A 25,689-nucleotide genomic window follows, 5' to 3' on the forward strand; every position below is an offset into this window, starting at 1 on the left:
CCGACACATAAGCGCGCTATTCGTTCGGCACGATGCTCGGCGCGAGGATCGCCTCGAGATGCTCGGGCCGGTCGCGGTTGGCGTGGGTCAGGAACTCGTCGGCGATACCGCGCAGCTGCTTGCTCAGCACGCTCGCGACGACGGTGGTGTCGAGCCTGGTGCGTTCGCGCACGATCGCCTGCACGGCGTTGATGTGGTGGGTGATGAGCTGCGGGGGCACCGCGTCGAGATCCGGCGCATGCTCGATGATGCGGCACAGGCTCTCCGCGGCCGCAGCGGCCGAAGGATAACCGAAGGTCGCGGCATCGCCCTTGATGTCGTGCGCGGCGCGGAACAGCTCTTCGCGGGTCTGATCGTTGAAGCCGTCGCGCAGCGCCGCTGCATGCGCGGCGGAGAGGCGGTCGGCCTCGATCGTCATCCATTCCTTGAACTCGCCCGACAAACCGGCGAGCGCCTTCTCGGCACGGCCGACCGGATCGTCGAGATCGCTTTCGGGCACGCGCATCAGCACCTTGCGGAGCGGGTTCGGCTGCGTGATGACGTGATGCGTGCCGAAACTCTTGACCTCGATCGTCCCGGGCTTGTCTTTCGCCATGATCGTATCCTCAGCCTTTCCGGATCATGCCTAGATGCTCGTGCGCGCCTTCTCGAGCAGCGACGGCTGCTGCATCACCTCGACCTCGCCGCTGCCGCGGCGCTCGGGGCCGATATAGGTGTTGGTGGTGTTGCGGCGCCGGTCGGGGCCGAAATAGGTCTTGGTCTTGATGAACGGCCGCGGATTGGCGACCACGTTGAGGATGCGCTGGTAGAGGCCTTTGGCCGAGATCGGTTTTGCCAGGAATTCGGTGATACCGGCGTCACGCGCCACGGTGACGCGGCGCTTCTCGGAATGCCCGGTCAGCATGATGATCGGCGCATAGGGATTGCCCTTGGATTCCGGCTGCCGGATCATCTGCGCCAGCTCGAGCCCGTCGAAGATCGGCATCGACCAGTCGGTGATGACGATGTCGGGCACATAATGCGTGTACATTTCGAGCGCGGTGGCGCCGTCCTCGGCTTCATAGACTTCGCGCGCGCCGAACGAATGCAGCAGCGTGCGCAGGATGCGGCGCATGTGCGGATTGTCGTCGCAAATCAGAAATCGCAGCTTGTTGAAATCAATGCGATACATGGTCCGGCCCCGAACGGGCATATACCGGGCCAATGCGGTATTACCCGAAATTAACCATATCCCGCCCGCGGTTAATGATTGGTTGCCGGGCAGGCGGCCGTTATTCGCGGTTAGTGTCCGAACTGCTCGCGCAGGATGCGCTCCTCGAGCGAGTGGCCGGGATCGAACAGCATCCGCATCGCGATGGTCTTGTCGGAGAGCACCTCGACGCGGCGGACGTCGCGCACCTCGTCATGGTCGGCGACCGCGGCGACGGGGCGCTTCTCGCCCTCGATCACCTCGATCACGACAAAGGCGGAGTTCGGCAGCAGCGCGCCGCGCCAGCGCCGCGGCCGGAACGCGCTGATCGGGGTCAGCGCCAGCAGCTGGGCGTTGATCGGCAGGATCGGGCCCTGGGCGGAGAGGTTGTAGGCGGTCGAGCCGGCCGGCGTCGCCACCAGGATGCCGTCGGCCATCAGCTCGGCCATCCGCTCCTGCTCGTCGATCAGGATGCGCAGCTTCGCCACCTGGTAGGTCTGGCGAAACAGCGCGACCTCGTTGATGGCGTGATGCAGGTGCACGGCGCCGTTGATGTCGGTGGCGCGCATCAGAAGCGGATTGATCAGCGACTCCCGCGCGGCGGCGAGCCGCGTGCGGAGATCGTGGGTCGAATATTCGTTCATCAGAAAGCCGACGGTGCCGCGATGCATGCCGTAGATCGGCTTGCCGGTGCGCATATGGGCGTGCAGCGTCTGCAACATCAAACCGTCGCCGCCGAGCGCGACCACGACATCGGCGTCGTCGACGGGCTGGTTGCCGTACATCGCGGTGAGCTGCTCGAGCGCGGACTGCGCTTCCGCGCTCGGGCTGGCGACGAAGGCGATCTTCTCATAGCGCTTGGAGCTGGCCATCGCTCACGAACTCGTTTGGCACGGAACACGCCGCGCTCGTCTATACATCCACGGCGGCCTTGTCGAGATGGTCCGGAGAGCCCCGCCCGAGCCTCGCCCCAAACCTCGCCACCCATGCCTCACAGGCGCCAGATTAACGCAGTTTGTTGCCGGAATGCGTAAACGCGCAGGCAGGGAGTGAACGACATGGCTAACAGTTTTGCGACACGGCTCGCAGCGGCGTTGCTGGTGGCGTGCCTCGCAACCGGGGCGCGTGCCGACGACGAAGCCCCACAGCCGCAGCCGTCGGCGAGCGCGCAGGCCCCCGCCGGCCAGAAGGGGCGGGCAGGGCGCGGCGAAGCCGTTCCCGGTGCGACCGCGGCGCCATCGCCCACCGCCGATCAACACCGCCTGCCGCCGGACTCGACGACGAAGCAGTCGGTCGCCTTGCCTGGCCGCACGCTGGCCTTCACCGCCACCGCGGGCTCGATCCGCGTGTTCGACGACAAGGGCGAGCCGCTCGCCGACATCGCCACCACCGCCTATCAGCTCGACGGCGCCGAGAAGGCGAACCGGCCGGTGACGTTCCTGTTCAACGGCGGTCCGGGCTCGTCGTCGGCCTGGCTGCAATTCGGCAATGTCGGGCCGTGGCGGCTGTCATTCCAGGGCGACGGCGCGGTGTCCTCGGCCGCGCCGGACCTTTCGCCGAACGCCGACACCTGGCTGGATTTCACGGACCTCGTTTTCATCGATCCGGTCGGCACCGGCTACAGCCGCTTCGTCACCACGTCCGAGGAGGCGCGCAAGCGCTTTTTCACCGTCGACGGCGATGCCAATGCGGTCGCACTGGTGATCCGCCGCTGGCTGGAGAAGAACGACCGGCTGACCTCGCCGAAATACGTCGCCGGCGAGAGCTATGGCGGCATTCGCGGGCCGAAGGTAGTGCGCAATCTGCAGATGCAGCAAGGTGTCGGCGTGCGCGGCCTGGTGCTGATCTCGCCGGTGCTCGACTTCCGCGACTATGGCGGCTCCAGCATTCTGCAATATGTCGCGCGACTGCCGACCATGGCCGCGGTGGCGCGCCAGGCCAAGGGTCCGGTGACGCGCGAGGATCTCGCCGATATCGAGCGCTACGCGCGCGGCGACTTCCTGCTCGATCTGGTCAAGGGTCTCGCCGACACCGCGGCCACCACGCGCCTCGCCGACAAGGTCGCCAGCCTGACTGGCATCGATCCCGCGGTGAGCCGCCGGCTCGCCGGCCGGTTCGAGGTCGGCGAATTCCGCCGGGAGTTCGACCGCAAGAACGGCAAGGTGACCGGCCGCTACGACGCCTCCGTCGAAGGCTTCGATCCCTATCCCGACTCCAGCTACTTCCACTTCAACGACCCCTCGGGCGATCCCCTGATGGCGCCGCTGACCAGCGCCGCCGTCGACCTCACCACGCGCAAGCTGAACTGGCGGCCTGACGGCTCCTATCAACTGCTCAGCGAGAGCGTGAACAGGGCCTGGGACTTCGGCCACGGCATCAACCCGGCGGAATCCGTGACGCAGCTCCGCCAGGTGCTCGCGCTCGATCCGAAGCTGAAGCTTCTGATCGGACACGGACTGTTCGACCTCGCCACGCCCTATCTCGCCTCGCAGATCATCCTCGACCAACTGCCGGCGTTCGCGGGGAGGGACCGCAGCAAGCTCGCGGTCTATCCCGGCGGCCACATGTTCTACTCCCGCGACGGCTCGCGCGAGGCGTTCCGCAAAGAGGTCGAGGCGCTGATGAAGTGAGGGGAGGTGAACTGCGCCGGCGGCCGTAACTGACGCCGTCGTCGCGAAGCGACATGCGGGTTTGGCGGCGATCCCTCATATCGCTTCGCTCATGCGGTCTACGCGCGCTGCCAAACACCCCGTTCGGTGCCCATCACCCGCGCATGCCGGTGATCCAATATTCCAGAGGCAGTTGTTGTAGAGACGATCGGCCGCGGCGTACTGGATCGCCTGGTCGAGTCGGCGATGACAGCTATGGTTGGACCGCAGCTCGCGTTCTCGCAACGCTGGCCGGCAAGAGTGTCGGTCAAACCTTGTCAGCCGCGCGGATAGACTGCCGGAGGGCTCCCTGACGGTCAGGGTGAGCGGCGTCAATCCGCTCCGTCGTGTCGGAGGCTGTATCGGTGCTTGCGGCGCTGTTCAGTCGTCCTCGCAGCATACTGGATACGGGCAAAGTCGGCTCCGTCTTTCACGCTGATCACAAACGACCACTCATCGCCAGCGCCTACGATCTGCACGGCTACGACGTACTCTGCGCCGGGAAAGGCCCGAATCTCCTGGAGAACGATCAGTTCCAGGTCCCTTGCCATGGTCAGCGCTTTGACCACAGTGCCGCTCCTGGCCCCCTCACAGGTCAATCAGTCGCAGACGGTGACGTTCCTCCGCGCATGTCACTGTGACGAAGTGTCGCCGAGCCGGCGACGTATCGCGGCTGCGCTCCTCTTAGGAACGCCTGCTTCAGCAAGCCGTTGGCTGTGCGAAATCCGATCTCATCAGGAGGCAGCTCATGGGCTTTTTTACAAAAGACATCAAAACTCTCAACGACCTCTTCGTGCACACGCTCCGCGACATCTATTATGCCGAGCAGCAGATCGCGAAGAACCTGCCCGACATGATCGACAAGGCGACCGACGGATCTCTCAAAAACGGCTTCGAGACGCATCTTGCCGAGACCAAGAATCAGATCGTCCGTCTCGAGAAGGTTTTCCAGATGCATGGCGTGGAAGCCACGGGCGTCGACTGCCCTGCCATTGACGGCATCCTGGAGGAAGCCAGCGACGTCGCGGGCGATGTCGACGACAAGCAGGTGCTCGATGCCGCTCTGATCGCGGCCGCCCAAGCAGTCGAGCATTATGAGATTACGCGCTACGGCACCCTGATCGCATGGGCAAAGATGTTGGGCCGCAGCGACTGCGCCTCGGTCTTGCAGCAGAACCTCGACGAGGAAAAAGCGACGGATCAGAAGCTCAACACCTTGGCATTGCGTGGCGTGAACTCGAAAGCGGCCTAGCCGCGATCGGATGCTTCCAGCAAGCAAAAGACCGCCCGCAACTCCGCGGGCGGCCTTTGCTTTTGGAGCGGGGTTGTCGGTAATGTCGCAGCACGTGCCAGGCGTCAGAACTTGAAGACGACTCGATTGCGCCCGGGCCGCCCTCGGCAACACTTACTTCTTCATCGGATCCTTCATGCCGTTCTTCGAGGTCGTGCCTTCTTTCATCTTCGGATCATTCTGCGTGGTACCCGGGTTCGCTGATGACGGGCTGCTGGAGGCGCCTTGACCGCTGGTTGCCGCCGGAGAGTTTCCGCCGCCGCCACCGCTCCCGCCGCCCGAGCCACCACCGCCGCCGCCACCACCGCCCTGCGCGCTTGCTGCGGTGATCGATCCGAGGACAAACGCTGTGGCCAACACGATCCTTGCAACTTTCATTGGAGGCTTCCTTCCTTTGATTATTCGCTGGCAACCGGCCGGGTGTGCAGATGTTCCTAATCTCTGGCGAATGCGCAGAAGCCAGTGCCTGCCACGCCGGGCCGACCGGAAGGTAGGATCGCTCGACGGAGAGTCTGGCTTTGGTGACCCGATCTGCTTGAGCATGCACTAAGGTTGCAGAAGGTAGAGCAGGCGTTGACGGTCTTGCTCGCGGTCGAGATGATTTCTGCGCATCAGTTCAAGCTCGGCTTGGATCTTGGTGGTGTCCTGATTCAACCGCTTCATTTCAATCAGCAGCGCCTCATGCTCCGCGAGCCGCCTTTCGCCCTCAACGACGTCGCGTTCAATCCGCCTTAGTTCGTCCATGAGCGCTTCTTTGTGCATCGTGCTTCCACGTTGCTTGATCCTGCGAGTTGCGTCCGGTGTCGACGGCGAATGCGTATCCAATGACTTGCGAAGCCCGCCAGTTCCAAAGGACGCGGCACGACATTCGACTCATGCGCTCTGCGCTGGCTCAGAACACGACGACGTCACCCTCGGTTGCTGCTGCGCCCGTTTCGGCTTCAGGAGAAGATCAGCGACGTGATCCTCGACTCATCGGGCAAAGTTGCCGGTGTCGTGGTCGGCGCCGGCGGCTTCCTCGGCATGGCCGAGCACGACGTCCTGATGCCGATGGACAAAATCAAATTCTCGAACGAGTCCGGAAAGACCACCACGGGTTCGACTGGCTCCGGGTCCAGGCAATGGTACCCCGACCGAGGAACGGTGAGCGCCGCGCAGGAGCAGCTGAAGGTGATGGAGGAATTCAAATACTGAACGGTCGCCTCCGCTCGGGACGATCGATGGCCCGACCGAGCGGCACCAAGCGAAAAATCGCCGGCCCGTTGGTGGCCGGCGATTTGCTGCGTTCAATCAGTGGAGATGGCCGATCAGATAGATGCCGCCGCCGAGAATGATGACGGCTGGCACGGCCCATAGAATGATGACGGGCATGCGTACCTCCGCGCTAATGTGACGTACAGACCTTGATGGTCTTCATGCCGGTCTCGGCTTCGGCGCGGGTCTTGTAGATGGTGCCCGACGGACTGACGACCGTGGTGGTGGTGTCCACCGGCTTCTTGTCAACCACCGTGCAGGTTTTCGTCTTCGGATCTTGCACGACGTAAAATTCGTCGGCCGCGAATGCCGGTGCGACGAAAGCAACAGCGATTGACGCTGCGAGAATGGCCTTAATCTTCATGTCGTTCTCCTCCAATGGCCGTCCGAGCGGCCCAGGAGAAAACGGGAAAAAGCGGCAAGCGTTCCAATTTCTGAATGGCGGTGCTTGCAGAGCAGTCCAAGCCGCTTGTCACGGGGCACGGGGTGCAGCGTCAGCGCTTCACTCATTTCGCGAGCCTCGTCCATCTGGCGGGCGCGTCTGACCAGCGTTTCGCGCGCCGACCCGTGAGGCATCTGGCGCGCTTCGTTGCGGAGGCGCTGTTGCTTGCCGCGACAGACGTCCTTCGAGGGGCACGGTCTGTTTGGCTCGGTTGCGAATATGTTTCGAGTGGATGGACCACGCGGGGCGCCGGCGCCGTGCCGGACAGCATCTTCAGAACATCAACCGCGCTGGCCAGCGCCGGATCGGGCCGGACTGGAGCCAGAACGCGCCGACGGCGGATGGTCGAGGTCGCGGCCGGACTGTTCCAGCGGCTCGCCACGGACCCAGAGCCGTCATGCCTGCGGGTCCGAATGACTGAGCACTGTTTTAGCGGCGACCACGCCGTCGAGGCCTGTTTTCATCTGTCGCCCTCATTCGAATCTTCCCCCAAGGACGCGCATGATGCGGCAAGGCACGGAACGCGGCTAGCCGCGACTTTCGCCACTTGAGGCAGGAAATTTTCGAACCCGGACGGCCGCGCCGGCGTTTGAAAATTGCAAGCACGCACCGATTCCGAACCTCGCAGCCACAAAACATTTGACGTGCTGACTTTTCTCTGCGCTTAGATCATGACATTCGCCGCGGGTGAAACTGCCCGCACTCTCGAGGACCACCGTCATGCGTAGCGCACGCGCACACATCGCAGAGACCGCCGCCCGCGTCTGGCCGCTTATTCGGCTGGCCGATTGGTCGTGCGTGTCCGCGATGACACGAGGTCCGAATTTTCAGTTCCAGGCCGGGCTGATCCGCAAGGCAAGAGTATAACACCCGGCGCAGGGCCGCTCCCTCCGCCGAAACGGCAGGAGGGCAGGATGAACGCCCACAACGACGTCAAGAAACCGTTCGATCAGACCCTGGACCCGCGGCTTGTGCTGGCCGCGGCGCAACGGCGATTCGCCGCGCGGATTGATTTTCTCGTGGCTCGCTGGCTCGAGCGCTGCGCGGAGAACGCCGAGGCCGGACAACGGCTGTTCAAGCCCGATCAGAAACCGCACGTGAGTTCGGGAATGGGCGTGAGCCTCGGCGCTTGATCTCCAACTTGGCTTGGGTCGCAACATTGAGGCAGTCGGAGGGATCGCGTCCTCGTTCGCCGGCTGCCTCACTCATACGTCTCCACGACTAGATCGATCAGCAAACAAGCGTAGCCCGCTGTCTCACCCATAGGTCGCGACCACAAAATCGATCAGCGCGCGCAGCTTCGGCGTCATCTTGCGGTGCTTCGGCCACAGGATCTGGCGGGCGCGAACCTGCGTCCGGTAGTCCGGCAGCAGCACATTGAGGCGGCCGGCGGCGATGTCGTCGGCGAGCAGTTCGTCGCGCATCAACACGATGCCGGCGCCGGCGAGCGCGGCGTACCGGATCGCGAAGGTGCTGTTGATGGTGAGGCGGCTCTTGACGTCGACATGGATTTCGCCGTCGGGCCCGAGAAAGGTCCAGCGCCGGCCGTCCGACCAGCCGGGATAGCGCAGGCATTCATGGGTGGCGAGGTCGCGCGGATGCTCCGGCCTGCCGCGCTCGGCGAGATAGCTCGGCGCGGCGCACACCACGCCGGTGTAGGGCGACAGCGCGCGCGACATCATGGTGGAGTCGGTCAGCGTGCCGACTCGGATCGCGGCGTCGAGGCCCTCCTCGAGCAGGTCGACCATCTTGTCGCTGAGCACGAGGTCGACCGTCACCTCGGGATACATTTTCATGAAGCGCACCAGCGCCGGCGCCAGGCTGAACGAGCCGAACGCGACCGAGGTGGCGACGCGGAGCTTGCCGCGCGGCGCGCTCATTGCTTCTTCGACCAGCGCATCGCCGGCCTCGGCCTCTTCGAGCAGGCGCTTGCAGTGATCGAGGTAGCTGCGGCCGAGCTCGGTCAGGCTCTGCCGCCGCGTCGAGCGGTTGATCAATTGCGAGCCGAGCCGTTCTTCCAGGAAACGGATATGCTTGCCGATCATGGTCGGCGACATCCGGAGCTCCTTGGCCGCCGCGGTGAAGGACCCGAGATCGGCGACCTTGGCGAATACGGACATGCTGGTTAGTCGGTCCATGATTATAAACCAATGGTTCTTTCATAATGGAACAGGGCGTCACTAACGCGACGCCGGAATTGGATTTATTACCACGAGTGAGCAATCGGCGCGACCGGCGCAGGATTGCTGCGAAGTGCTTGCCGATCGCGCCGGAGGGGCGCGGGCCGCGCGAGCGTCCTTGCAGGCCGAACCAGGACAGGAGTGTCACGATGGCCTTCCAGATCAATATCAACGGGACCAGTCATTCGGTCGATGCCGACGGCGATACGCCGCTGTTGTGGGTGCTGCGCGACGTGCTCGGCATGACCGGCACCAAGTTCGGCTGCGGCATGGCGCTGTGCGGCGCATGCACGGTGCATCTCGACGACACCGCGGTGCGCTCCTGCATCACCACGATCGACAGCATCGGCGACTCCAGGATCACGACCATCGAGGCCGTGGGCAAGACGCCGGCCGGCAAGAAGATCCAGGACGCCTGGCTCGCGCATGAGGTGCCGCAATGCGGCTATTGCCAGTCCGGGCAGATCATGTCGGCGTCGGCCCTGCTCGCCAGCAAGCCGAAGCCGACCGATGCCGACATCGACGACGCGATGTCGGGCAACATCTGCCGCTGCGGCACCTACGTGCGCATCCGCGAAGCGATCAAGCAAGCTGCACAGTCGGGAGGTTGATCATGACGCCGACCAATCTGTCCGAGCGCGCTGCCGACCTGTCGCGGCGCAATTTCCTCCGGGCGACGGCCGCGGCCGGCGGCGGCCTGTTGCTCAGCCTCAGCCTGCCGTTCCCCGGTGGCGACGGCGCGCTGGCAGCGTCCGACAATTTTGAGCCGAATGCCTTCATCAGGATCGGAGGCGACGGCCGCATCGTGCTGACCATGCCCTATGTCGAGATGGGGCAGGGCACCTATACCTCGATCCCGATGCTGATCGCTGAGGAGCTCGAGGTCGAGCTGAAGCAGGTCACCCTCGAGCACGCGCCGCCGAGCGACAAGCTCTACGCCAATCCGCTGCTCGGCGTGCAGGCGACCGGCAATTCGAACGCGATGCGCGGCGCCTGGCAGCCGATGCGCAAAGCCGGCGCCACCGCCAAGGCGATGCTGATCGGCGCCGCGGCAAGGCGCTGGGAGGTCGATCCCGCCACCTGCCGGGCCGAGAAGGGCGAGGTGCTGCATGCGGCCTCCGGACGCAAGCTCGCCTACGGCGCGCTGGCGGCGGACGCGGCGAAGCTGCCGGTGCCGGAGCAGGTGACGCTGAAGAGCCCGGCTGATTTCAAGCTGATCGGCACACCGGCGAAGCGGCTCGATACGCCCTCGAAGATCAACGGCACCGCCATGTACGGCATCGATGCCCGGCCGCCCGGGGTCCTGGTCGCGACGTTGGCGCAGTCGCCGGTGTTCGGCGGCAAGGTCAAGCGCGTCGATGACGCGGCAGCCAAGGCCGTCAAGGGTGTCCGCCAGATCGTGCAGCTGGACGATGCGGTTGCCGTCATCGCTGATCACATGGGCGCGGCGAAGAAGGGGCTGGCCGCGCTGACGATCGAATGGGACGACGGTCCACACGCCAAGCTCAACACGGCGGATATCGCGCGCGAGCTCGAGGCCGCCACCACCAGGCCTGGCGCCGTCGCGCAAAATGTCGGCGACGCCGACAAGGCGATGGCGGGTGCGGCGACCAGGGTCGAAGCGACCTATCAGCTGCCGTTCCTCGCCCATGCCACCATGGAACCGATGAACTGCACCGTGCATGTGCGTCCTGACAGCTGCGAGATCTGGCTCGGCAGCCAGGTGCTGTCGCGCGCACAGGCGGTGGCGGCGAAGGCGCTGAACCTGCCGCCGGAGAAGGTCGTGGTGCACAATCATCTGCTCGGCGGCGGCTTTGGCCGCAGGCTCGAGGTCGACAGCGTGATCCGCGCGGTGCAGATCGCCAAGCAGGTCGACGCGCCGGTCAAGCTGGTGTGGACCCGCGAGGAAGACATCCAGCACGATATGTATCGTCCCTACTGGTTCGACCGAATCTCGGTCGGTCTCGATGCGGCCGGCAAGCCGGTCGCCTGGAACAACCGCTTCGCCGGATCGTCGGTGCTTGCGCGCTGGGCGCCGCCGGTGTTCCGCAACGGCCTCGATCCCGACACCACCGAGGGCGCGATCGATCTCGTGTACGACATCCCGAACTTCCACGTCGAATATGTGCGGGTCGAGCCGCCGGGCATTCCGACCGCGTTCTGGCGCAGCGTCGGGCCGTCGCACAACGTGTTCGTCGCCGAAAGCATGATCGACGAGATGGCGGCGGCCGCGAAGCAGGACCCGGTGGCGTATCGCCGGGCGCTGCTCGGCAAGTCGCCGCGCGCCAAAGCGGTGCTGGAGCTTGCGGCGGCCAAGGCCGGTTGGGGCGAGAAGCTGCCGGCCGGGCGCGGCCGCGGCGTGTCGCTGCAATTCGTGTTCGGCAGCTATCTCGCGCAGGTCGCCGAGGTCGAGGTCGCCAAGGATGGCTCGGTGCGCGTGCACCGCGTCGTCTGCGCGATGGATTGCGGCACTGTGGTCAATCCGAACACGGTGCAGGCGCAGCTGCAGAGCGGCATCAATTTCGGCGTCACCGCCGCGCTCTATGGCGAAATCACGCTGAAGGACGGCCGCGTCGAGCAGAGCAATTTCGACAGCTACCAGATGCTGCGGATCGACAACGCGCCGGCGATCGAGGTGCATATCGTGCCGAGCACGGAGCCACCGGGCGGCATGGGCGAGACCGGCACGTCGGGCATCGTGCCGGCGATCAGCAACGCGATCTTCGCGGCCACCGGCAAGCGGCTGCGCAAGATGCCGATCGATCCGGCGTTGCTGAAGCAGGCGTAAGGCCGCCGCGCCAAAGCTGCTGCGTTCAGGCGAGTCCCGCTTGCCCGCAGCAGCATCCATCTGTCCGGACGGGAGGGCAGGGCACCGAGCCGTAGGAGCAGAACACGCGGCAACCGAAGGGCTCTGGCTAAGTCGTGATACCGCCCCCTTTGCAGGCGATCGCCAGCGACATATTGGTGCCGATGCCGGCCGGCGGCGCCGTGCCGCTCGGCGAGGTCGCCGACGTCAAGCCGGCGCGCGAGCCGAGTTCGATCCGCACCGAGAACGGGCAATTGGCGACCTACATCTATGTCGACATCCGCGATCGCGATCTCGGCGGCTACGTCGCGGACGCGCAGCACGCGGTGCAGACTGACGTCGCGTTTCCGCAAGGGACCTATGTGGTTTGAAGCGGGCAATACGAGTATCTGGAGCGCGCCGCGGCGCGGCTCAGGATCGTGGTGCCGGTGACGCTCCTGATCGTCTTCCTGCTGCTCTACCTCAACTTCCGTTCCATCGCGGAGACCATGATCGTGATGCTGTCGCTGCCGTTCGCGCTGGTCGGCGGCCTCTGGCTGATGTTGGCGTTCGGCTTCAATCTGTCGGTTGCGGTCGCGGTCGGCTTCATCGCGCTCGCGGGCGTCGCCGCCGAGACCGGCGTCGCGAGGGTGATCTACCTCAACCAGGCGCTGCTGGCGGTCATCGCGCGCCGGGCCGCCGAAGGGCGCGTGGTGGATCGCGACGGCCTTCACTGCGCAATCATCGAAGGCGCGGTCGAGCGCGTCCGGCCGAAGATGATGACCGTGGTCGCTATCATGGCCGGTCTGCTGCCGATCATGTGGAGCACCGGCACGGGGTCCGAGATCATGCAGCGCATTGCGGTGCCGATGATCGGCGGCATGATCTCCTCGACCTTGCTGACGCTGGTGGTGATCCCAGCGATCTTCGCCATCGTGAGGCGCATCGAGCTGCGGGCGAGGGCGTCGGAACCGGAGACCAGTTCATCCGCCGCGCGAAGCGCTCGCGGAGCACGATTTTGACAGGGGCAAATCGCGTGTTTGCGGATTCAAAGTGGATTGATCGATACCCCTCGGGGGTATATACGCCGGGCGGCGGTTTGCAGCGCGCCGATTTGCGGCTAGCTTGCGGATCGCGCGAGTCAGGAGCGGTAGAGCGGGGTGTTGGTGCTGTTGACGAGATCGGGGCGGATGCGGGCCGGATGTTCCATCATCCTGACCTATCTGTTCTGCGTGCTTGCACCGTCACTGGCGCTGGCGTTCGGCGCGCCGTTTCCATGCCTGACCGATGAAGTCCAGCCAGTTGCCATGATGCATGAGCACGGAGCGCCGATGGCCATGACCGACGGCGGTGGCGCCGCGCATCATGATCACGACGGGATGCATCGGCATCACGCCGCCGCTGGCAGCGAACCGCCTGCCAAGCACGGCCACGACGGCAAGAATTCGCCGGGACCATGCTGCGCGATGATGTGCGTGTCGGCGCTGCCGGCCGATCTCCCGTCGGTCGCAGCTCCGCTGCACCCGATCGCAACGCGCATCTGCGAGCCCCATCAGGGCCTGCGGGGCGAACCGCCCGCGCTTCTGTATCGTCCCCCCATCGCCTGATCCTCGCTGACATCGTGGCTGCGCGGCGCGCTCGCCTGCGCATGCCTGTGATTCATCTGATGATCGGGACGAACTCATGTTTTCGCATCTTGGGGCGAGGCTCGCCGCCGTGGCCACGCAGCGCCATCGGCGCGCGCCACCTGCAATCTTCTCGCGGATGGCCGCCGCCATCGTCTTGGCTGCGCCGCTCGCCGGCTGCATGACCGACGGCCGGCCGGTTGCCGCCGCAGGCGGTCCGGCCAATCCGTCAGCGGCGACCGCTGGCGTCGGCTACCGCTCGACCATCGCGCCCTACAGCAGCCTGCGGCCGGCAACGCCGCTGCCGTGGCGCGAGCGTAACGACGGCGTCACGCCGCCGGCCAAATCGAGCCAGTAGGAGAGCGCCATGCGACATCCGGCACTCGCGCCGATCCTGCTGCTCGCGACGGGCCTTGCGGGATGCGCGTCGTTCTCGCCTGACAGCGGCATGGCCGTCGTCTCCGACGTGACCGAGAAGGCGATCGGCAAGGACGTCGCCTTCGTTCGCTCCGCTGACGAGGCCGCGACCGCTGATGCCGCGGTGAAGCGGCTGCTGGCGAAGAACCTCACCGCCGATGCGGCGGTTCAGGTCGCGCTCCTGAACAACAAGGGGCTGCAGGCCGCGTATAACGAGCTTGCGCTGGCGGAGACCGATCTGGTCGCCGAGAGCCTGCCGCCGAATCCGGTGTTCTCGCTCTCGCGCATCACCGGCAACGGCGCCAGCGAGATCGAGCGTCAGGTGGTCGGCGACATCCTCGCGCTGGCGACGCTGCCGGCCCGCTCAGAGATCGCGCGCGAGCGTTTCCGGCAGGCGCAGCTAAGGGCCGCGCTCGCCACGCTGCGGCTCGCCGCCGACGTGCGGCGCGCGCATGTCGCGGCGGTCGCAACGAACGAGACGGTCGCGCTGCTGACCGACGCCAAGGCGACGGCGGAATCGACCGCGCAGCTCGCCAAAAAGCTCGGCGAGACCGGCGCGATGAACAAGCTCGACCAGGCTCGTGAGCAGGTGTTCTACGCGGAGATTACCGCCGACCTCGCCAGCGCGCGGCAGAACGCAGCGAGCTCGCGCGAGAGGCTCGCGCGGCTGCTCGGGCTGTGGGACGGCTATCTCGGCTTCAAGATCCCGAACAGGCTGCCGGCGCTGCCGCGGCGGCCGCTGGACCAGCCGTCGATCGAGGTCGCCGCCGTCGGCCACCGCGTCGATCTGCAGATCGCGCGGATGGAACTCGTCGCGCTCGCCAAGGCGCTCAACCTCACCGAGGCGACGCGCTTCGTCACGCTGCTCGACGTCGCCGGCATCGACAAGCGCACTCACGATCCCGACGCTCCGCCGTTCCGCGAGCGCGGCTTCGACGTCCAGTTCCAGATCCCGATCTTCGACGGCGGCGAGGTGCGGGTGCGCCAGGCGGCAGAGACTTATCGGCAGGCGATGAACCGCCTGACCGAGAAAGCGGTCAACGTCCGCTCCGAGGCGCGCGATGCCTACCGCGTCTATCGCTCGACCTACGACATCGCCGCCCACTATCAGCGCGAGGTGCTGCCGTTGCGGCAGATCATCACCGAGGAGATGCAGCTGCGCTTCTCCAGCATGCAGGTCGACGTGTTCGCGCTGCTGACCGAAGCGCGGCAGCGCCTCGCATCGCTGCGCGCGGCGATCGACGCCAGGCGCGACTTCTGGCTCGCCCAGTCCGACCTGCAGACCGCGATCAACGGCGGCGGCTCGCCCGGCGCGCCATCCACACCATCCGCGATCGCCTCGGCCGCACCGGGTGCGGCCGGCGCCGCGCATTGAACGGAGACAGCACATGTTTTCACGACGAGGATTTTTGGGCACCGCGGCGCTGGTCACGGCCGGCGCGGTCAGCGGCCGCGTCCAGGCGGCGAGCATTCCGGAGGCGCCGACGATGGACAAGACGGTGATGCAGCCGCCGCTGCATCCCTCCAGCGGGCCGGACTACCGTCCCGTGGTCACGCTCAACGGCTGGTCGCTGCCGTGGCGCATGAACGGCGACTGGAAGGAATTCCATCTCGTCGCCGAACCCGTGGTGCGCGAGTTCGCCCCGGGCATGAAGGCCAATCTGTGGGGCTATAACGGCCAGGCGCCCGGACCGACCATCGAGGCGGTCGAGGGCGATAAGGTCCGCATCTTCGTCACCAACAAATTGCCCGAGCATACCACGGTGCATTGGCACGGCATGATCGTGCCCAGCGGCATGGACGGCGTCGGCGGGCTCAACCAGCCGCACATCAAGCCGGGCAAGACCTTCGTCTACGAGTTCGAGATGAAGCACAGCGGCACCTTCATGTATCACCCGCATTCCGACGAGATGGTGCAGATGGCGATGGGCATGATGGGCATGTTCATCGTGCACCCGCGCGATCCGGCGTTCCGCCCCGTCGACCGCGACTTCGTCTTCATCATGAGCAGCTATCTCATCGACCCCGGCACGTACCTGCCGAAGGTTAACGAGATGACCGACTTCAACATGTGGGCGTGGAACAGCCGCGTCTATCCCGGCATCGATCCGATGCCGATCCGGCTCGGCGACAAAGTGCGGGTGCGGATCGGCAACCTGACCATGACCAACCATCCGATCCATGTGCACGGGCACAATTTCGCGGTGACCTGCACCGACGGCGGCTGGGTGCCGGCGTCAGCGCAATATCCGGAAACAACCACCGACGTGCCGGTTGGTGCCGTCAGGGCCTTCGACATGCTCGCCGACAATCCCGGCGACTGGGCGTTCCATTGCCACAAGTCGCACCACACCATGAATGCGATGGGGCACGACATGCGCAACTTCATCGGCGTGTCGCGCAACGATCTGGCGAAGGCGGTCGGCAAGCTCGCGCCCGACGCGATGGTGATGGGCTCGACCGGGATGGCGATGGGCAACATGGAGATGCGGACGCCCGACAACACCCTGCCGATGATGACCGGCACCGGGCAGTTCGGGCCGATCGAGATGGGCGGCATGTTCACCGTGATGAAGATCCGCGACGGCCTCGGCCGCGACGATTACGCCGATCCCGGTCCCTACCAACATCCGCCGGGCACCGTCGCCTATGAGGTCGAGGCACCTGCCGCCGCACCTGCACGCCAGCCGGCGGCGCCGGAACGGAAGACCAGGCCAGCGATGAAGGGAATGAAGATGTAACGGATCAAGCCCATCGTCCCATCCAAGCAAACATCAAACACAGAATGGAGAATCTCGTGGACCACCTCACCAAGACCGTCATCGCGCTCATTGCGCTGTCGGTCACCGCGGCACCGTCCCGCGGTCACGAAAAGCACGGCCATGAATCCTATTCCGCCGGCGAACCCGGCGATCCGAACAAGCCGTCGCGCACCGTCGAGGTCGAGATGAAGGAAATGGACTTCACGCCGTTCCGCATCGAGGTGAAGCGCGGCGAGCAGATCCGCTTCGTGATCCGCAACACTGGCACGGAAGATCATGAGTTCCTGCTCGCAACTACCGAGGAGAATTTGAAGCATGCCGAGGTGATGAAGAAGCATCCGCACATGGAGCACGACGATCCGAATGGCGTTCGCGTGGCGCCGAAGAAGAGCGCGGAAATTCTCTGGAAATTCACCAAGGTCGGGACGTTCGAATATTCGTGCCTGATCCCCGATCATCGCGACTACGGCATGACCGGCCGCATCATCGTGAAATGAAACCGCCAGAGGCAGAGGAGATCACCATGAAAAAGACGGTCCGGATCGCGTCCGCCGCCGTGCTGGTGCTGGCGCTGGGCCCGGCGCTGGCCCAGGTCGCGCCGATCAGCGGCGAGGTCAAGAAGATCGACGAGAGCGCCGGCAAGATCACGCTCAAGCACGGCCCGGCCAAGAGTCTCGGCATGGACGAGCCGATGACGATGGTCTACCGCGTCAAGGATGCGGCGCTGCTCAAGCAGGTCAAGATCGGCGACAAGGTCCAGTTCGAGGCCGAGGAAGGTGACGGCGGCTATATCGTCACCAGGATCCAAAAGACGAAGTGAGACCGCGGCGCCGGCCGACCGGCCGTTCGATCGGCCGGTCCGCCCGGCAAGGCCGCATTAACTTCGCCCGGCCGCGCCGTGCGTCCGGAACGCGATCGGCGCTGGCGCGTTGCAATGCATCTCGCGCACGGAAGGGCCTTCCCATGAAACTCAACGCGGCAATGCTGATGACGGCACTGGTGCTCTCCGGAACCGTGCTGGCACAGAGCTCCGGCCCCTCGGCCGGCGGCGCCGCGGAGGCTGGGCAGGGCGGCGGCCAGGTGGCGAACCAGGGCGCCAACGTGACGACGACGGGCCAGGCGCTGAACAGCAACAAGAAGACCGGCGACAGCGGCCCGCCGATCGACAAGGCGCAGCGCGCGGGCAAGCCGGATACCGACAACATGGTCGGCGCCAGCCGCCCGAAGCCGGACCGACGCAACGAGCATTATCCATAGGCCTGCGGCGCCGGCGCTCCAGGACTCCCCCGCTTTGAAGTTCCCGGCGCAGGGCCGGGCATCGCGATCCCGGCGACATTGGGCCGTCGACCGCGGATTGCGTGGCGGCCGGTCGGATTCGGCTGCCGCCAGTCATGATACCGTCATGCGAAATCGGGTAGCGAGACCGTTTCGGTTGAGCGCGGTGGGACGGCATGACGACGGCGGGGCGGGCACGGTTTCTGGGATTGGATAGGGAGGTTGCCGGTGTCCTGCTGGTGCTGGCAATCACGCAATTGATCGGCTGGGGCAGCCTTGGCCTGCCGGCAATCGTCGGCAACGCCATCGCCGCCGACCTCCACATCGCGCTGCCGGCGGTGTTCGCGGGGACCTCGACCCTGTACGTGGTGATGGGCCTGTGCGGGCCGCTGCTGGCGGAGCCGTTCAGGCGCCTCGGCGCCCGCCGCGTCATGATCGCGGGCACGCTGGCCAGCGTGCTCGGCTTCATCCTGCTCGCTTGCGCGCATGAGGCGGCGCTCTACTTCGTCGCCTGGACGATCCTCGGCATCGCCGGAAGCGCGTCGCTGAGCACGGCCGCCTACATCATGCTCAACGAAGTGGCGGGACGGAACGCGAAGGGGGCGATCGGCGCGCTGATGCTGATCACCGGCCTTTCGAGCAGCATGTTCTGGCCGACCACGGCGTTCCTTGCCCATGCCATCGGCTGGCGCGGTACCTGTCTGGTCTACGCCGCGGCGATGCTGCTGGTCTGCCTGCCGCTCTACACGTTCGGGCTGCCGCGCCGGAGCGTGGCCGAGAGCCAGACGTCGCCGGTCGGCCGCGCCTCTGCGCCGCCGGCGGTGCATCGAAGCACGTTCGTGCTGGTGGTGGCGGCGATCGCCCTCAATGCGTTCGTCAGCTTCGGCTTCAGCGCGGTGCTGGTCGAGCTCTTGAAGGCGCAGGGGCTGTCCGCGATGGAGGCGGTTGCGTTCGGCTCGATGCTCGGCGTCGTGCAGGTCTCCGCGCGCGCGATCAACTTCCTCGGCGGCGGACGCTGGGACGGCATCACCACCGGGCTGGTCGCCGGCGCTCTGCTGCCGGTTGCGATGCTGATCCTGATCGCAGGCGGCGGCGCGACCTGGGCGATCGCGGCCTTCATCCTGATCTATGGCCTGGGCAGCGGCGCGCTTGCGGTGGCGCGCGCCACCATCCCGCTGGTGTTCTACGACAAGGACGCGTTCGCCAAGGCGAGTTCGCAGATCGCGCTGCCGCTGAACCTGATCTCCGCGGCGGCGCCGCCGACCCTGGCCGCGCTGCTGACGCGGTTCGGCAGCAATGCCGTGCTCGAGCTGGCGTTCGCCTGCTCGATCGGCGCGCTCGTGATGCTCGCTATTCTCGGCCGCCGCCGCGCCGTCCACGTCGTCGCGAGCAGTCCGTAGCCGCCGGCAATCCGCAGGATGGGTAGTGCGCAGCGAAACCCATCCTATGTCCGCAACACCCGGCACGTTCTTTGCTTCGTTTGATCTCCGCCAGGCGCGACGCAATGGATCGCCACCACGCGCTTACGGCGTGATGCGGAGGTGACATGCCTGAACAGACAATCGGCTTTGTGGGCTTCGGCGAGGCAGCGCAGTGCTTCGCCGCGCATCTGGCAGGCAAGGGTGCTTTGGCACCGCTGGTGTTCTGCGAGGGAAAGACCAACCATCCGCCATACCAGGAGGCCTTCCGCAACATGGCCGCCGCGCATGGTGTCGAACTGGTCAACAGCCTGCACGAACTGATGACGCGCGCCGATGTCGTGGTCTCGGCGGTCGTGGTGGCGACGGCGGTGCCGGTTGGTCAGGCGATTGCCGCGCTGCTGCGGCCGGGGATGCTGGTGGTCGATATCAACGCTTCGACGCCCAGGGCGAAGCGGCTGGTGGGCGACGCGGTGGTCGCCAAGGGCGGCACCTTCGTCGATGCCAATTTGATGGGCGCGGTCAGCATCTACGGTGCGGCGGTGCCGCTGTACTGCTCCGGAGATGGCGCGGCGCGCTTCGCCGATACCTTCGCACCGCTCGGCTTCACCATCGAGCTTGCCGGCCCCGACGCCGGCACCGCGGCGGCGGTGAAGATGCTGCGCAGCGTGGTGACGAAGGGGATGGAGGCGCTGATCGTGGAAGCGCTGACCGCCGCCTCGCTGGCGGGCGTGCGCAGTGAGGCGTTGCGCGGCATCTGCGAGCCGATGGATGCGACGCGCTACAGCAAGTTCGTCGACATGTGCGTGCGCACCGACGTGCTCCATGCCGAGCGGCGCGCGGTGGAAATGGACGGCGTCGCGGAGGGACTGCGCGAGATCGGCCTGCAACCGATCATGACGGAAGCCACCGCGGCACGGCTCAGGACATCGGCGAAGCTTGGTCTGCGCGACGATTTCGTGGCCCGCCAGGCCTACAGCGCCGACGACGTGCTCGATGCCTATGTCGCAAGGATCGCCGATCCGGCACGGACGTAGCACACCCACAGAAAATGTGAATGTATTCAGCGTCGTCCTGGCGAAAGCCAGGACCTGTTACCCCAATCGCTTGTTTTCGTGCGACGCTGGAGCCGCGATCCCGCTCTCAATCGAATTCGGTGGTTATGGGGGTCCTGGCTTTCGCCAGGACGACGACGTGGGCAGGTTGCTCGCTACAATTCTCGCACCGTCATAGGATCGTATCGCTTCGCTCCAGCTGCGACAGCAACGAAAAGGCCGGCGTGGTGCCGGCCTGATGCGTTTGCGATGTTGGGGGGTGGGCACGCTTGCGCTTCGCCCACCCTATGCGATGCCGTCAATAAACCAGGCCAGTGCCGGGCGGCTTCTCCAGCGCGGCGGCGAGTGAGCGATATTCGTCGCTGTCGGTGCCGGCGAGCTGGGCGATCTTGTTGAGGTGATACTGCGCCTGGTCGCGGTTGCCCTGCTCGACCTGCCAGAGGCCGTAATATTGCCAGGTGCGGACGTGGGCGGGATCGGCCTTCAGCGCCCGCTCGTACCAGATCTGCGAGACCTTGTAGTCGCCGAGCTTGCGGTAGGAGTAGCCGATCAGATTGGCGACGTCGGCGCGGTCGTCCTGGCCCAGCGCCTTGAGCTGCGCGATTGCGTTCGCGTAGTCGTGGCGATCATAGATCGTGGCGTAGGCGGCGCGATAACCGGACAAGAACTTCTGGTCGTCGATCGCCGAGCTCCTGTCCTTCTTCTGCTTCTTGCCTTTGCTGTTGTTGCTGTCGGAGGCCGGCGGTGACGGATTGTCGCTGCCCGCGGCGTAGGCCGAGATGACGGGCCCGGCGGTGATCGCCATCGAGAGCACCGCGAGGGTCAAAAACCGTGTCGTCTTGCTCATACTTCGTCGCTCCTGATCTTTCCTGATCGTGCCCGGTAATCCTACACCGAAGCCTGCTGACTTGAACACCCGTGGCTTCAGAACATTCCCGGCAGCCCCACGATTCCTCGTGATCGGATGATGTGCCGCAGCAAGCGGAACATGACAAAGATGTCATCCACATGAATGAAGTCCGTCGACTCGTTTCAGATCGGGTTCAGCGCGCGGTCGCTAGGGTCACATGCATTGATCGGCGAGGCCGACCATCCGGCCGCCAACCTCGCGATCCCGTGGAAGAGGAGACTCTCATGCTGAAGACGATTTCCGCCGCGCTGCTCGCGATGTCCGTGATCGCGGCGCCCGCGCTCGCCGCCGAGACCGGCAAGACTGCAACACCGGCGCCGGTGACCAAGACGGCGCCCGCGACCAAGCCCGCTCCCGTGATCAAGAGCGAGCAACTGCCGTCGAAGGTGCAGAACGCCAACGCCAAGATGGGTCATCACAGCAAGCACTACCGTCATCACCACCGCCACCACAAGCACATGGGCATGCTGAAGGTGAAGGCGCCGAAGCACGCGACCAGGCACGTCCACGGCAAGGTCGCGATCAAGCACGTCGCGCCGGCCAAGCGCGGCTAAGAATCTGATCCGCAGGGCGCAGGTTCGATCCACATTGCCCGCCGCGTCCAGCGGATATCAGACCCGGCCCGTCCGTCCATTGCTTCCCCAGTGGCGACGGGCCGGTTGCGCGTTTTGGCATTCAATGCGGCCGATAGCCGCCGTGTTGCGGCTTCGCGTCCATCGGCGCAAGCGGTTCCCGGATCACCAAATCATCCTCCGGCCCTCGCGCGAGGTCAGGCGACCTCGTAGAAGGCGTAGCGGAGCTGGCGCGTCGCTGGCTCAAACAGTCCGGTGCCGATTGCCTGGATGCTGTTGAGCCAGCCATAGCGAGGATCGCCGGTCTCGAAGCGGGGCGCGACGACGGCCCGGTGCGGTCCCGTCGCCGAGAAGCTCAGGCGGCCACTGTACTGGACGAGGATCAGAGCATCGTCGTCGGTCCTCACGGTGAAGCGCACGTCCAGCATGGCAAAGGAACGGTCGGGCGCCACGATCAGCCAGTCGGCCGCGGCCTTGCCCGCCAGCGAGGCGTTCAGGCGGCGGCCGCTGATCCGGAGCGCCCCGACCTCCGCCACCGCCCGCTCGCCGAGCGGCGTGCCGGATAGTGCGAAGCGCTCACCCATGTCGGCAAGAACCTCGCAGATCGGTATCAGGGCCGGCGGCGGCAGGCTGTCAGCGACAGTCATTGCCGTCGCTCCGCGGCGGCCAGGCGCACCATCAGCTTGCCGAAGTTCTTGCCGTTCAGCATGCCGATGAAGGCCGACGGCGCCTTGTCGAGGCCATCGACGATATCGTCCCGCGTCCTGATCCTGCCCTCGAGCAACAGCCTCGCGACCTGCTGGACCGCGTTCGGGATCTCGGCGATGTGGTCGGAGATGATGAAGCCGCGCACATTGATGCGATTGCGCAAGAGCGTGCTCCAGTCCGGTCCGGGCGAGGGGGCGGTCTGGTTGTATTGTGCGATCAGGCCGGACACCACGGTGCGGGAGTGCCGGTTCATCCGCGGCCACACCGCATCGAGCACCGCGCCGCCGACATTCTCGAAATTGATGTCGATGCCGTCGGGCGTGGCCTCGGCGAGATCGCCGATGAGATTGCCGGCCTTGTAATCGACGCAGGCATCGAAGCCGACCTCGTCGACCACATAGCGGCATTTGTCCGGGCCGCCGGCGATGCCGACGACGCGGCAGCCTGCGATCTTCGCCAACTGGCCCGCAACCGTGCCGACGGCGCCGGCCGCCGACGACACCACCACCGTCTCGCCCGGCTTGGGCACGCCGAGATCCATCAGGCCGATATAGGCGGTCCAGCCGGGTAGGCCGAGCGGCCCGAGCCAGGCCGGCAGCGGTGCCAGTGCCGGATCGATCTTGCGCCACGTGCCCGTTGCAGTGGCGACGTTGTAGTGCTGCCAGCCGCCCATGCCATGAACGTGGTCGCCAGGCGCGAGCGTCGCCGACCGCGATTCGACCACGATTCCGACGACATGGCCACGCATCGCCTCGCCGAGCTTCACCGGCGGGATGTAGGAATCCTTCTCATCCATAATCCCGCGCATGTAAGGGTCCAGCGAGAGATAGATCGTCTTCACCAGCGCCTCGCCGTCGGCGAGCTCGGCGGTGCTGCGCTCGGACAACTCGAAATCGTCTTCGGTCGGCATGCCCGCCGGGCGGCGCCTCAGCAGGATCATCTGATTTGCAGGCATCGTGAACTCCAGACGTCAGGACGCGGTGAAGAGGATCTTGCCCTTGGCGCGCGCGGCGTGGCTGATCGCCTCGCGCGGCGACGACAACGGGTAGCTGTGTTCGACGGGCACCTTGATCGAACCGTCGGCGATCAGCGGCAGCACCTCGTTCAGGATGTCGGCGACCAGTTTGGGATCCGCCGATCTGAACCATTTGATCAGCCAGAAGCCGCGGAGGGTGAGGTCGCGGAAGATCAGATGCGGCGGAAACGCCACCGCAGGCTGCCCGCTCATGCCGGCATAGACCACGAGCGTGCCGCCTTCGGCGACCGTACCGGTGAGGGAACGCATCGCCTCGCTGGCGACGCCTTCGAAGCCGAGCCGGATCGGCGCCTTGCCGGTTGCCTCCGCCACGCGCTTCGGCAGGTCGGGGCCATCCACCAGCACCACATCGCCGCCGGCAGCCTTCAGCTCATCGATCAGTTCCGGCCGGCGCACCACATTGACGGTCCGCAATCCGCGTGCCCTGGCGATCGCGATGACCGCGCGACCGACACCGGAATTGGCGGCGTTCTGGATCACGAATTCGCCGGGCGCGAGATCGACGAAGTCGGTCAGCATTAGACGTGCGGTGAACGGATTGATTAGCGCCATCGACGCCTGCGCGTCGTCGATGCCGGCGGGGACCTTGACCGCGCGGTTTGCGGAGATCGTCAGATAGTCGGCCCAGGTATCGTGTCCGTAGGGAATGATGACGCGGTCGCCGCGCTTGAAGTCGGTCCCCGCGCCGGTGTCGACGACGGAGGCGACACCTTCGCCGCCCATGCCCGTGGGCAGCGGCGGGCGCTTGCCGTAGAGCCCGCGCATCAACAAGAGATCCGCCGGATGGATCGGTGAGGCCAGCAGCTTGACCTTGAGCTGTCCTGCGGGAGGCGATGGCGGCTCGCTCGCCTCCACCGTCCTGACGACATCCCACGGTCTTCCATAATCGACGACCTGCACGGCAAGCATGCGCTTCCTCCAATTGTGGTTGTTCGAATCAGGCGACGACTTCCGCGACCAGCGCGGGATAGTCGGTGTATCCGCGCTCGCCGCCGCCATAGAACGTGCCGACATCGGGCGTGTTGAGCGGCGCGCCGATCGCGAAGCGATGCGGCAGGTCCGGATTGGCGATGAAGGCGCGGCCGAACGCGATCGCATCCGCATTGCCGGTGATCAGCTCGGCTTCCGCGGACTGCTTCGTAAAGCCACCCGAGGCGATCAAGGGGCCGTTGAACAGCTTGCGGAACAGCGCGGTGACGGAGGCTGGCACCGCAAGGTTGAGCCCGTCGCGGATGCCTGCGTTCGCCCGCGGTTCGATCAGATGCAGATAGGCGATCTGCCGCGCCGAGAGCGCCTCGATCGCATGGCCGAACAGCGCGGCCGGATCGGAATCGGCGATATCGCCGACAGCGCCGAACGGCGACAGCCGGACGCCGACGCGGTCGGCACCGCAGACCTCGATCAGGCCTTCGGTCGCCTCCAGCAGAAAGCGCGTGCGATTTTCGATCGGGCCTCCGTAGCGATCGGTCCGCCGGTTGGTGCGATCCTGCAGGAACTGGTCAATCAGGTAGCCATTGGCGCCGTGCAGCTCGACGCCGTCGAACCCGGCCGCCAGCGCGTTGCGCGCCGCGCGCTTGTAGTCCGCGACGATATCAGTGATCTCGTCGGTCTCCAGCGCGCGCGGCGTCTCGTAGGGCAGGCGCTCGAACGCGGCGCCGAACGCCTGCCCAGCCGGCGCGACGGCGGAGGCTGAGACGGGCAGGGTGCGATCGCTGCGATGGCTCGAATGCGAGATGCGACCGGTATGCCAGAGCTGCATGAAGATCACGCCGCCCTTGGCGTGGACCGCGTCCACCACGGCCTTCCAACCGGCGATCTGCTCGTCGGAGTGGATGCCCGGCGTGCGCGGATAGCCCTTGCCCTGCCACGAGATCTGCGAGGCCTCCGAGATGATGAGGCCGGATCGGCTCGCGCGCTGTCCGTAGTACCGGGCATTGAGCGCGCCCGGCGTCGCACCGGGATCGGACGCGCGCATCCGCGTCAGCGGCGCCATCACTACCCGGTGGGCGAGCTGGTGCCGACCGATCTTGAGGGGAGAGTGCAGTGTTGGGCTCATCGGATCCTCCTAAGACGACCAGTCATATTGAGGCTGGTCAAAGCGAAAGGCAAAAAGGCGAGGTGT

Annotated in this window: 29 protein-coding genes and 1 pseudogene; 17 read left to right on the forward strand and 13 right to left on the reverse strand. The window is 65.8% G+C overall.

Annotated elements, in window-relative coordinates:
• Nucleotides 1-16 precede the first annotated feature (16 nt).
• The 3 genes from J6500_RS13760 to J6500_RS13770 form a co-directional block, all read right to left on the reverse strand.
• The gene (locus J6500_RS13760) at nucleotides 17-595 is read right to left on the reverse strand and encodes an Hpt domain-containing protein (RefSeq protein ID WP_225713234.1); all 579 of its coding nucleotides are present in this window, start codon (nucleotides 593-595) and stop codon (nucleotides 17-19) included.
• A 30-nt stretch (nucleotides 596-625) separates the two neighbouring features.
• Nucleotides 626-1,171 (reverse strand): response regulator, encoded by a 546-nt coding sequence (locus tag J6500_RS13765; protein ID WP_225713235.1) that lies wholly within the window; start codon nucleotides 1,169-1,171, stop codon nucleotides 626-628.
• Between the two features lie 110 nt (nucleotides 1,172-1,281).
• Entirely contained in the window at nucleotides 1,282-2,061 is a 780-nt protein-coding gene (locus J6500_RS13770) for an NAD kinase (RefSeq protein ID WP_225713236.1), read from the reverse strand.
• 186 nt (nucleotides 2,062-2,247) lie between these two features.
• Between J6500_RS13770 and J6500_RS13775 the strand changes: the two genes are divergently transcribed.
• Nucleotides 2,248-3,819 carry a S10 family peptidase gene (locus tag J6500_RS13775; RefSeq protein ID WP_225713237.1) on the forward strand — a complete coding sequence of 524 codons (1,572 nt, stop codon included), beginning with the start codon at nucleotides 2,248-2,250 and terminating at the stop codon, nucleotides 3,817-3,819.
• A 350-nt stretch (nucleotides 3,820-4,169) separates the two neighbouring features.
• Here the strand turns inward: J6500_RS13775 and J6500_RS13780 are convergent, their stop codons facing one another.
• On the reverse strand, nucleotides 4,170-4,406 hold the full coding sequence (locus tag J6500_RS13780) for a hypothetical protein (RefSeq protein WP_225713238.1): 237 nt from the start codon (nucleotides 4,404-4,406) through the stop codon (nucleotides 4,170-4,172).
• Between the two features lie 179 nt (nucleotides 4,407-4,585).
• On the opposite strand from J6500_RS13780, the gene J6500_RS13785 reads away from it, so the two are divergent.
• Nucleotides 4,586-5,089, forward strand: a complete 504-nt coding sequence (locus J6500_RS13785) for a YciE/YciF ferroxidase family protein (protein ID WP_225713239.1) — start codon at nucleotides 4,586-4,588, stop codon at nucleotides 5,087-5,089.
• 153 nt (nucleotides 5,090-5,242) lie between these two features.
• Here the strand turns inward: J6500_RS13785 and J6500_RS13790 are convergent, their stop codons facing one another.
• The gene (locus J6500_RS13790; protein WP_225713240.1) at nucleotides 5,243-5,506 is read right to left on the reverse strand and encodes a hypothetical protein; all 264 of its coding nucleotides are present in this window, start codon (nucleotides 5,504-5,506) and stop codon (nucleotides 5,243-5,245) included.
• A gap of 168 nt (nucleotides 5,507-5,674) precedes the next feature.
• On the reverse strand, nucleotides 5,675-5,890 hold the full coding sequence (locus J6500_RS13795) for a hypothetical protein (RefSeq protein WP_225713241.1): 216 nt from the start codon (nucleotides 5,888-5,890) through the stop codon (nucleotides 5,675-5,677).
• Nucleotides 5,891-6,046: 156 nt separating this feature from the next.
• Here J6500_RS13795 and J6500_RS13800 point away from each other — a divergent pair, with 156 nt between their 5' ends.
• Nucleotides 6,047-6,322, forward strand: coding sequence for a PRC-barrel domain-containing protein (locus J6500_RS13800; RefSeq protein ID WP_225713242.1), 276 nt, complete (start codon nucleotides 6,047-6,049; stop codon nucleotides 6,320-6,322).
• Nucleotides 6,323-6,512: 190 nt separating this feature from the next.
• Here the strand turns inward: J6500_RS13800 and J6500_RS13805 are convergent, their stop codons facing one another.
• Entirely contained in the window at nucleotides 6,513-6,746 is a 234-nt protein-coding gene (locus J6500_RS13805) for a hypothetical protein (protein ID WP_225713243.1), read from the reverse strand.
• A gap of 992 nt (nucleotides 6,747-7,738) precedes the next feature.
• On the opposite strand from J6500_RS13805, the gene J6500_RS13810 reads away from it, so the two are divergent.
• Nucleotides 7,739-7,957, forward strand: coding sequence for a hypothetical protein (locus tag J6500_RS13810; protein WP_225713244.1), 219 nt, complete (start codon nucleotides 7,739-7,741; stop codon nucleotides 7,955-7,957).
• Nucleotides 7,958-8,080: 123 nt separating this feature from the next.
• Here the strand turns inward: J6500_RS13810 and J6500_RS13815 are convergent, their stop codons facing one another.
• Nucleotides 8,081-8,944 carry a LysR substrate-binding domain-containing protein gene (locus J6500_RS13815; RefSeq protein ID WP_249781479.1) on the reverse strand — a complete coding sequence of 288 codons (864 nt, stop codon included), beginning with the start codon at nucleotides 8,942-8,944 and terminating at the stop codon, nucleotides 8,081-8,083.
• Nucleotides 8,945-9,153: 209 nt separating this feature from the next.
• On the opposite strand from J6500_RS13815, the gene J6500_RS13820 reads away from it, so the two are divergent.
• The 12 genes and pseudogenes from J6500_RS13820 (at nucleotide 9,154) to J6500_RS13875 (ending at nucleotide 20,323) form a co-directional block, all read left to right on the forward strand.
• Entirely contained in the window at nucleotides 9,154-9,615 is a 462-nt protein-coding gene (locus tag J6500_RS13820; RefSeq protein WP_225713246.1) for a (2Fe-2S)-binding protein, read from the forward strand.
• A gap of 2 nt (nucleotides 9,616-9,617) precedes the next feature.
• Entirely contained in the window at nucleotides 9,618-11,792 is a 2,175-nt protein-coding gene (locus J6500_RS13825) for a xanthine dehydrogenase family protein molybdopterin-binding subunit (RefSeq protein WP_225713247.1), read from the forward strand.
• A 152-nt stretch (nucleotides 11,793-11,944) separates the two neighbouring features.
• Nucleotides 11,945-12,811, forward strand: a pseudogene (locus J6500_RS13830) (efflux RND transporter permease subunit); the annotation flags it as partial.
• A gap of 144 nt (nucleotides 12,812-12,955) precedes the next feature.
• Entirely contained in the window at nucleotides 12,956-13,396 is a 441-nt protein-coding gene (locus tag J6500_RS13835; RefSeq protein ID WP_225713290.1) for a hypothetical protein, read from the forward strand.
• A gap of 76 nt (nucleotides 13,397-13,472) precedes the next feature.
• The gene (locus tag J6500_RS13840) at nucleotides 13,473-13,772 is read left to right on the forward strand and encodes a hypothetical protein (RefSeq protein WP_225713248.1); all 300 of its coding nucleotides are present in this window, start codon (nucleotides 13,473-13,475) and stop codon (nucleotides 13,770-13,772) included.
• Between the two features lie 9 nt (nucleotides 13,773-13,781).
• Nucleotides 13,782-15,206, forward strand: coding sequence for a TolC family protein (locus J6500_RS13845; protein WP_225713249.1), 1,425 nt, complete (start codon nucleotides 13,782-13,784; stop codon nucleotides 15,204-15,206).
• A 13-nt stretch (nucleotides 15,207-15,219) separates the two neighbouring features.
• A complete protein-coding gene (locus tag J6500_RS13850) occupies nucleotides 15,220-16,572 on the forward strand; it encodes a multicopper oxidase family protein (protein WP_225713250.1) in 1,353 nt (450 codons plus the stop codon).
• Between the two features lie 44 nt (nucleotides 16,573-16,616).
• A complete protein-coding gene (locus J6500_RS13855) occupies nucleotides 16,617-17,090 on the forward strand; it encodes a cupredoxin domain-containing protein (protein ID WP_225713251.1) in 474 nt (157 codons plus the stop codon).
• Between the two features lie 26 nt (nucleotides 17,091-17,116).
• Nucleotides 17,117-17,413, forward strand: coding sequence for a copper-binding protein (locus J6500_RS13860; RefSeq protein ID WP_225713252.1), 297 nt, complete (start codon nucleotides 17,117-17,119; stop codon nucleotides 17,411-17,413).
• Between the two features lie 143 nt (nucleotides 17,414-17,556).
• A complete protein-coding gene (locus J6500_RS13865) occupies nucleotides 17,557-17,850 on the forward strand; it encodes a hypothetical protein (protein WP_225713253.1) in 294 nt (97 codons plus the stop codon).
• A gap of 194 nt (nucleotides 17,851-18,044) precedes the next feature.
• Nucleotides 18,045-19,268, forward strand: coding sequence for an MFS transporter (locus J6500_RS13870; RefSeq protein ID WP_225713254.1), 1,224 nt, complete (start codon nucleotides 18,045-18,047; stop codon nucleotides 19,266-19,268).
• Nucleotides 19,269-19,414: 146 nt separating this feature from the next.
• Nucleotides 19,415-20,323 (forward strand): NAD(P)-dependent oxidoreductase, encoded by a 909-nt coding sequence (locus tag J6500_RS13875; protein ID WP_225713255.1) that lies wholly within the window; start codon nucleotides 19,415-19,417, stop codon nucleotides 20,321-20,323.
• A 316-nt stretch (nucleotides 20,324-20,639) separates the two neighbouring features.
• Here the strand turns inward: J6500_RS13875 and J6500_RS13880 are convergent, their stop codons facing one another.
• On the reverse strand, nucleotides 20,640-21,188 hold the full coding sequence (locus J6500_RS13880) for a tetratricopeptide repeat protein (protein ID WP_225713256.1): 549 nt from the start codon (nucleotides 21,186-21,188) through the stop codon (nucleotides 20,640-20,642).
• Nucleotides 21,189-21,475: 287 nt separating this feature from the next.
• Here J6500_RS13880 and J6500_RS13885 point away from each other — a divergent pair, with 287 nt between their 5' ends.
• Nucleotides 21,476-21,805, forward strand: coding sequence for a His-rich protein BRANT (locus J6500_RS13885; RefSeq protein ID WP_225713257.1), 330 nt, complete (start codon nucleotides 21,476-21,478; stop codon nucleotides 21,803-21,805).
• A 215-nt stretch (nucleotides 21,806-22,020) separates the two neighbouring features.
• Here J6500_RS13885 and J6500_RS13890 read toward each other — a convergent pair whose 3' ends face one another.
• Genes J6500_RS13890 through J6500_RS13905 form a run of 4 tightly spaced genes read right to left on the reverse strand, consistent with a single transcriptional unit; the run spans nucleotide 22,021 to nucleotide 25,623 of the window.
• Nucleotides 22,021-22,470 (reverse strand): DUF3237 domain-containing protein, encoded by a 450-nt coding sequence (locus J6500_RS13890; protein WP_225713258.1) that lies wholly within the window; start codon nucleotides 22,468-22,470, stop codon nucleotides 22,021-22,023.
• Nucleotides 22,467-23,486, reverse strand: a complete 1,020-nt coding sequence (locus J6500_RS13895) for an NADP-dependent oxidoreductase (protein WP_225713259.1) — start codon at nucleotides 23,484-23,486, stop codon at nucleotides 22,467-22,469. Before J6500_RS13895 ends, J6500_RS13890 begins: the two co-directional genes overlap by 4 nt.
• Nucleotides 23,487-23,501: 15 nt before the next feature.
• Nucleotides 23,502-24,476, reverse strand: a complete 975-nt coding sequence (locus tag J6500_RS13900; protein ID WP_225713260.1) for a zinc-dependent alcohol dehydrogenase family protein — start codon at nucleotides 24,474-24,476, stop codon at nucleotides 23,502-23,504.
• A gap of 28 nt (nucleotides 24,477-24,504) precedes the next feature.
• On the reverse strand, nucleotides 24,505-25,623 hold the full coding sequence (locus tag J6500_RS13905) for an alkene reductase (protein ID WP_225713261.1): 1,119 nt from the start codon (nucleotides 25,621-25,623) through the stop codon (nucleotides 24,505-24,507).
• Between the last annotated feature and the right edge of the window lie 66 nt (nucleotides 25,624-25,689).

The organism is Bradyrhizobium semiaridum (assembly GCF_020329505.1).
In the GTDB taxonomy this organism is placed as follows: Bacteria; Pseudomonadota; Alphaproteobacteria; order Rhizobiales; family Xanthobacteraceae; genus Bradyrhizobium; species Bradyrhizobium semiaridum.

Excerpts from the sequence above, each read along its gene's own strand:
- J6500_RS13765 (WP_225713235.1), bottom strand. The coding sequence starts at position 1,171 with ATGTATCGCATTGATTTCAACAAGCTGCGATTTCTGATTTGCGACGAC.
- J6500_RS13890 (WP_225713258.1), bottom strand. The coding sequence starts at position 22,470 with ATGACTGTCGCTGACAGCCTGCCGCCGCCGGCCCTGATACCGATCTGC.
- J6500_RS13775 (WP_225713237.1), top strand. The coding sequence starts at position 2,248 with ATGGCTAACAGTTTTGCGACACGGCTCGCAGCGGCGTTGCTGGTGGCG.
- J6500_RS13900 (WP_225713260.1), bottom strand. The coding sequence starts at position 24,476 with ATGCTTGCCGTGCAGGTCGTCGATTATGGAAGACCGTGGGATGTCGTC.
- J6500_RS13885 (WP_225713257.1), top strand. The coding sequence starts at position 21,476 with ATGCTGAAGACGATTTCCGCCGCGCTGCTCGCGATGTCCGTGATCGCG.
- J6500_RS13820 (WP_225713246.1), top strand. The coding sequence starts at position 9,154 with ATGGCCTTCCAGATCAATATCAACGGGACCAGTCATTCGGTCGATGCC.
- J6500_RS13880 (WP_225713256.1), bottom strand. The coding sequence starts at position 21,188 with ATGAGCAAGACGACACGGTTTTTGACCCTCGCGGTGCTCTCGATGGCG.
- J6500_RS13850 (WP_225713250.1), top strand. The coding sequence starts at position 15,220 with ATGTTTTCACGACGAGGATTTTTGGGCACCGCGGCGCTGGTCACGGCC.
- J6500_RS13855 (WP_225713251.1), top strand. The coding sequence starts at position 16,617 with ATGGAGAATCTCGTGGACCACCTCACCAAGACCGTCATCGCGCTCATT.
- J6500_RS13795 (WP_225713241.1), bottom strand. The coding sequence starts at position 5,890 with ATGCACAAAGAAGCGCTCATGGACGAACTAAGGCGGATTGAACGCGAC.
- J6500_RS13895 (WP_225713259.1), bottom strand. The coding sequence starts at position 23,486 with ATGCCTGCAAATCAGATGATCCTGCTGAGGCGCCGCCCGGCGGGCATG.
- J6500_RS13770 (WP_225713236.1), bottom strand. The coding sequence starts at position 2,061 with ATGGCCAGCTCCAAGCGCTATGAGAAGATCGCCTTCGTCGCCAGCCCG.
- J6500_RS13875 (WP_225713255.1), top strand. The coding sequence starts at position 19,415 with ATGCCTGAACAGACAATCGGCTTTGTGGGCTTCGGCGAGGCAGCGCAG.
- J6500_RS13865 (WP_225713253.1), top strand. The coding sequence starts at position 17,557 with ATGAAACTCAACGCGGCAATGCTGATGACGGCACTGGTGCTCTCCGGA.
- J6500_RS13810 (WP_225713244.1), top strand. The coding sequence starts at position 7,739 with ATGAACGCCCACAACGACGTCAAGAAACCGTTCGATCAGACCCTGGAC.
- J6500_RS13790 (WP_225713240.1), bottom strand. The coding sequence starts at position 5,506 with ATGAAAGTTGCAAGGATCGTGTTGGCCACAGCGTTTGTCCTCGGATCG.
- J6500_RS13805 (WP_225713243.1), bottom strand. The coding sequence starts at position 6,746 with ATGAAGATTAAGGCCATTCTCGCAGCGTCAATCGCTGTTGCTTTCGTC.
- J6500_RS13760 (WP_225713234.1), bottom strand. The coding sequence starts at position 595 with ATGGCGAAAGACAAGCCCGGGACGATCGAGGTCAAGAGTTTCGGCACG.
- J6500_RS13905 (WP_225713261.1), bottom strand. The coding sequence starts at position 25,623 with ATGAGCCCAACACTGCACTCTCCCCTCAAGATCGGTCGGCACCAGCTC.
- J6500_RS13845 (WP_225713249.1), top strand. The coding sequence starts at position 13,782 with ATGCGACATCCGGCACTCGCGCCGATCCTGCTGCTCGCGACGGGCCTT.
- J6500_RS13785 (WP_225713239.1), top strand. The coding sequence starts at position 4,586 with ATGGGCTTTTTTACAAAAGACATCAAAACTCTCAACGACCTCTTCGTG.
- J6500_RS13860 (WP_225713252.1), top strand. The coding sequence starts at position 17,117 with ATGAAAAAGACGGTCCGGATCGCGTCCGCCGCCGTGCTGGTGCTGGCG.
- J6500_RS13870 (WP_225713254.1), top strand. The coding sequence starts at position 18,045 with ATGACGACGGCGGGGCGGGCACGGTTTCTGGGATTGGATAGGGAGGTT.
- J6500_RS13840 (WP_225713248.1), top strand. The coding sequence starts at position 13,473 with ATGTTTTCGCATCTTGGGGCGAGGCTCGCCGCCGTGGCCACGCAGCGC.
- J6500_RS13825 (WP_225713247.1), top strand. The coding sequence starts at position 9,618 with ATGACGCCGACCAATCTGTCCGAGCGCGCTGCCGACCTGTCGCGGCGC.
- J6500_RS13815 (WP_249781479.1), bottom strand. The coding sequence starts at position 8,944 with ATGTCCGTATTCGCCAAGGTCGCCGATCTCGGGTCCTTCACCGCGGCG.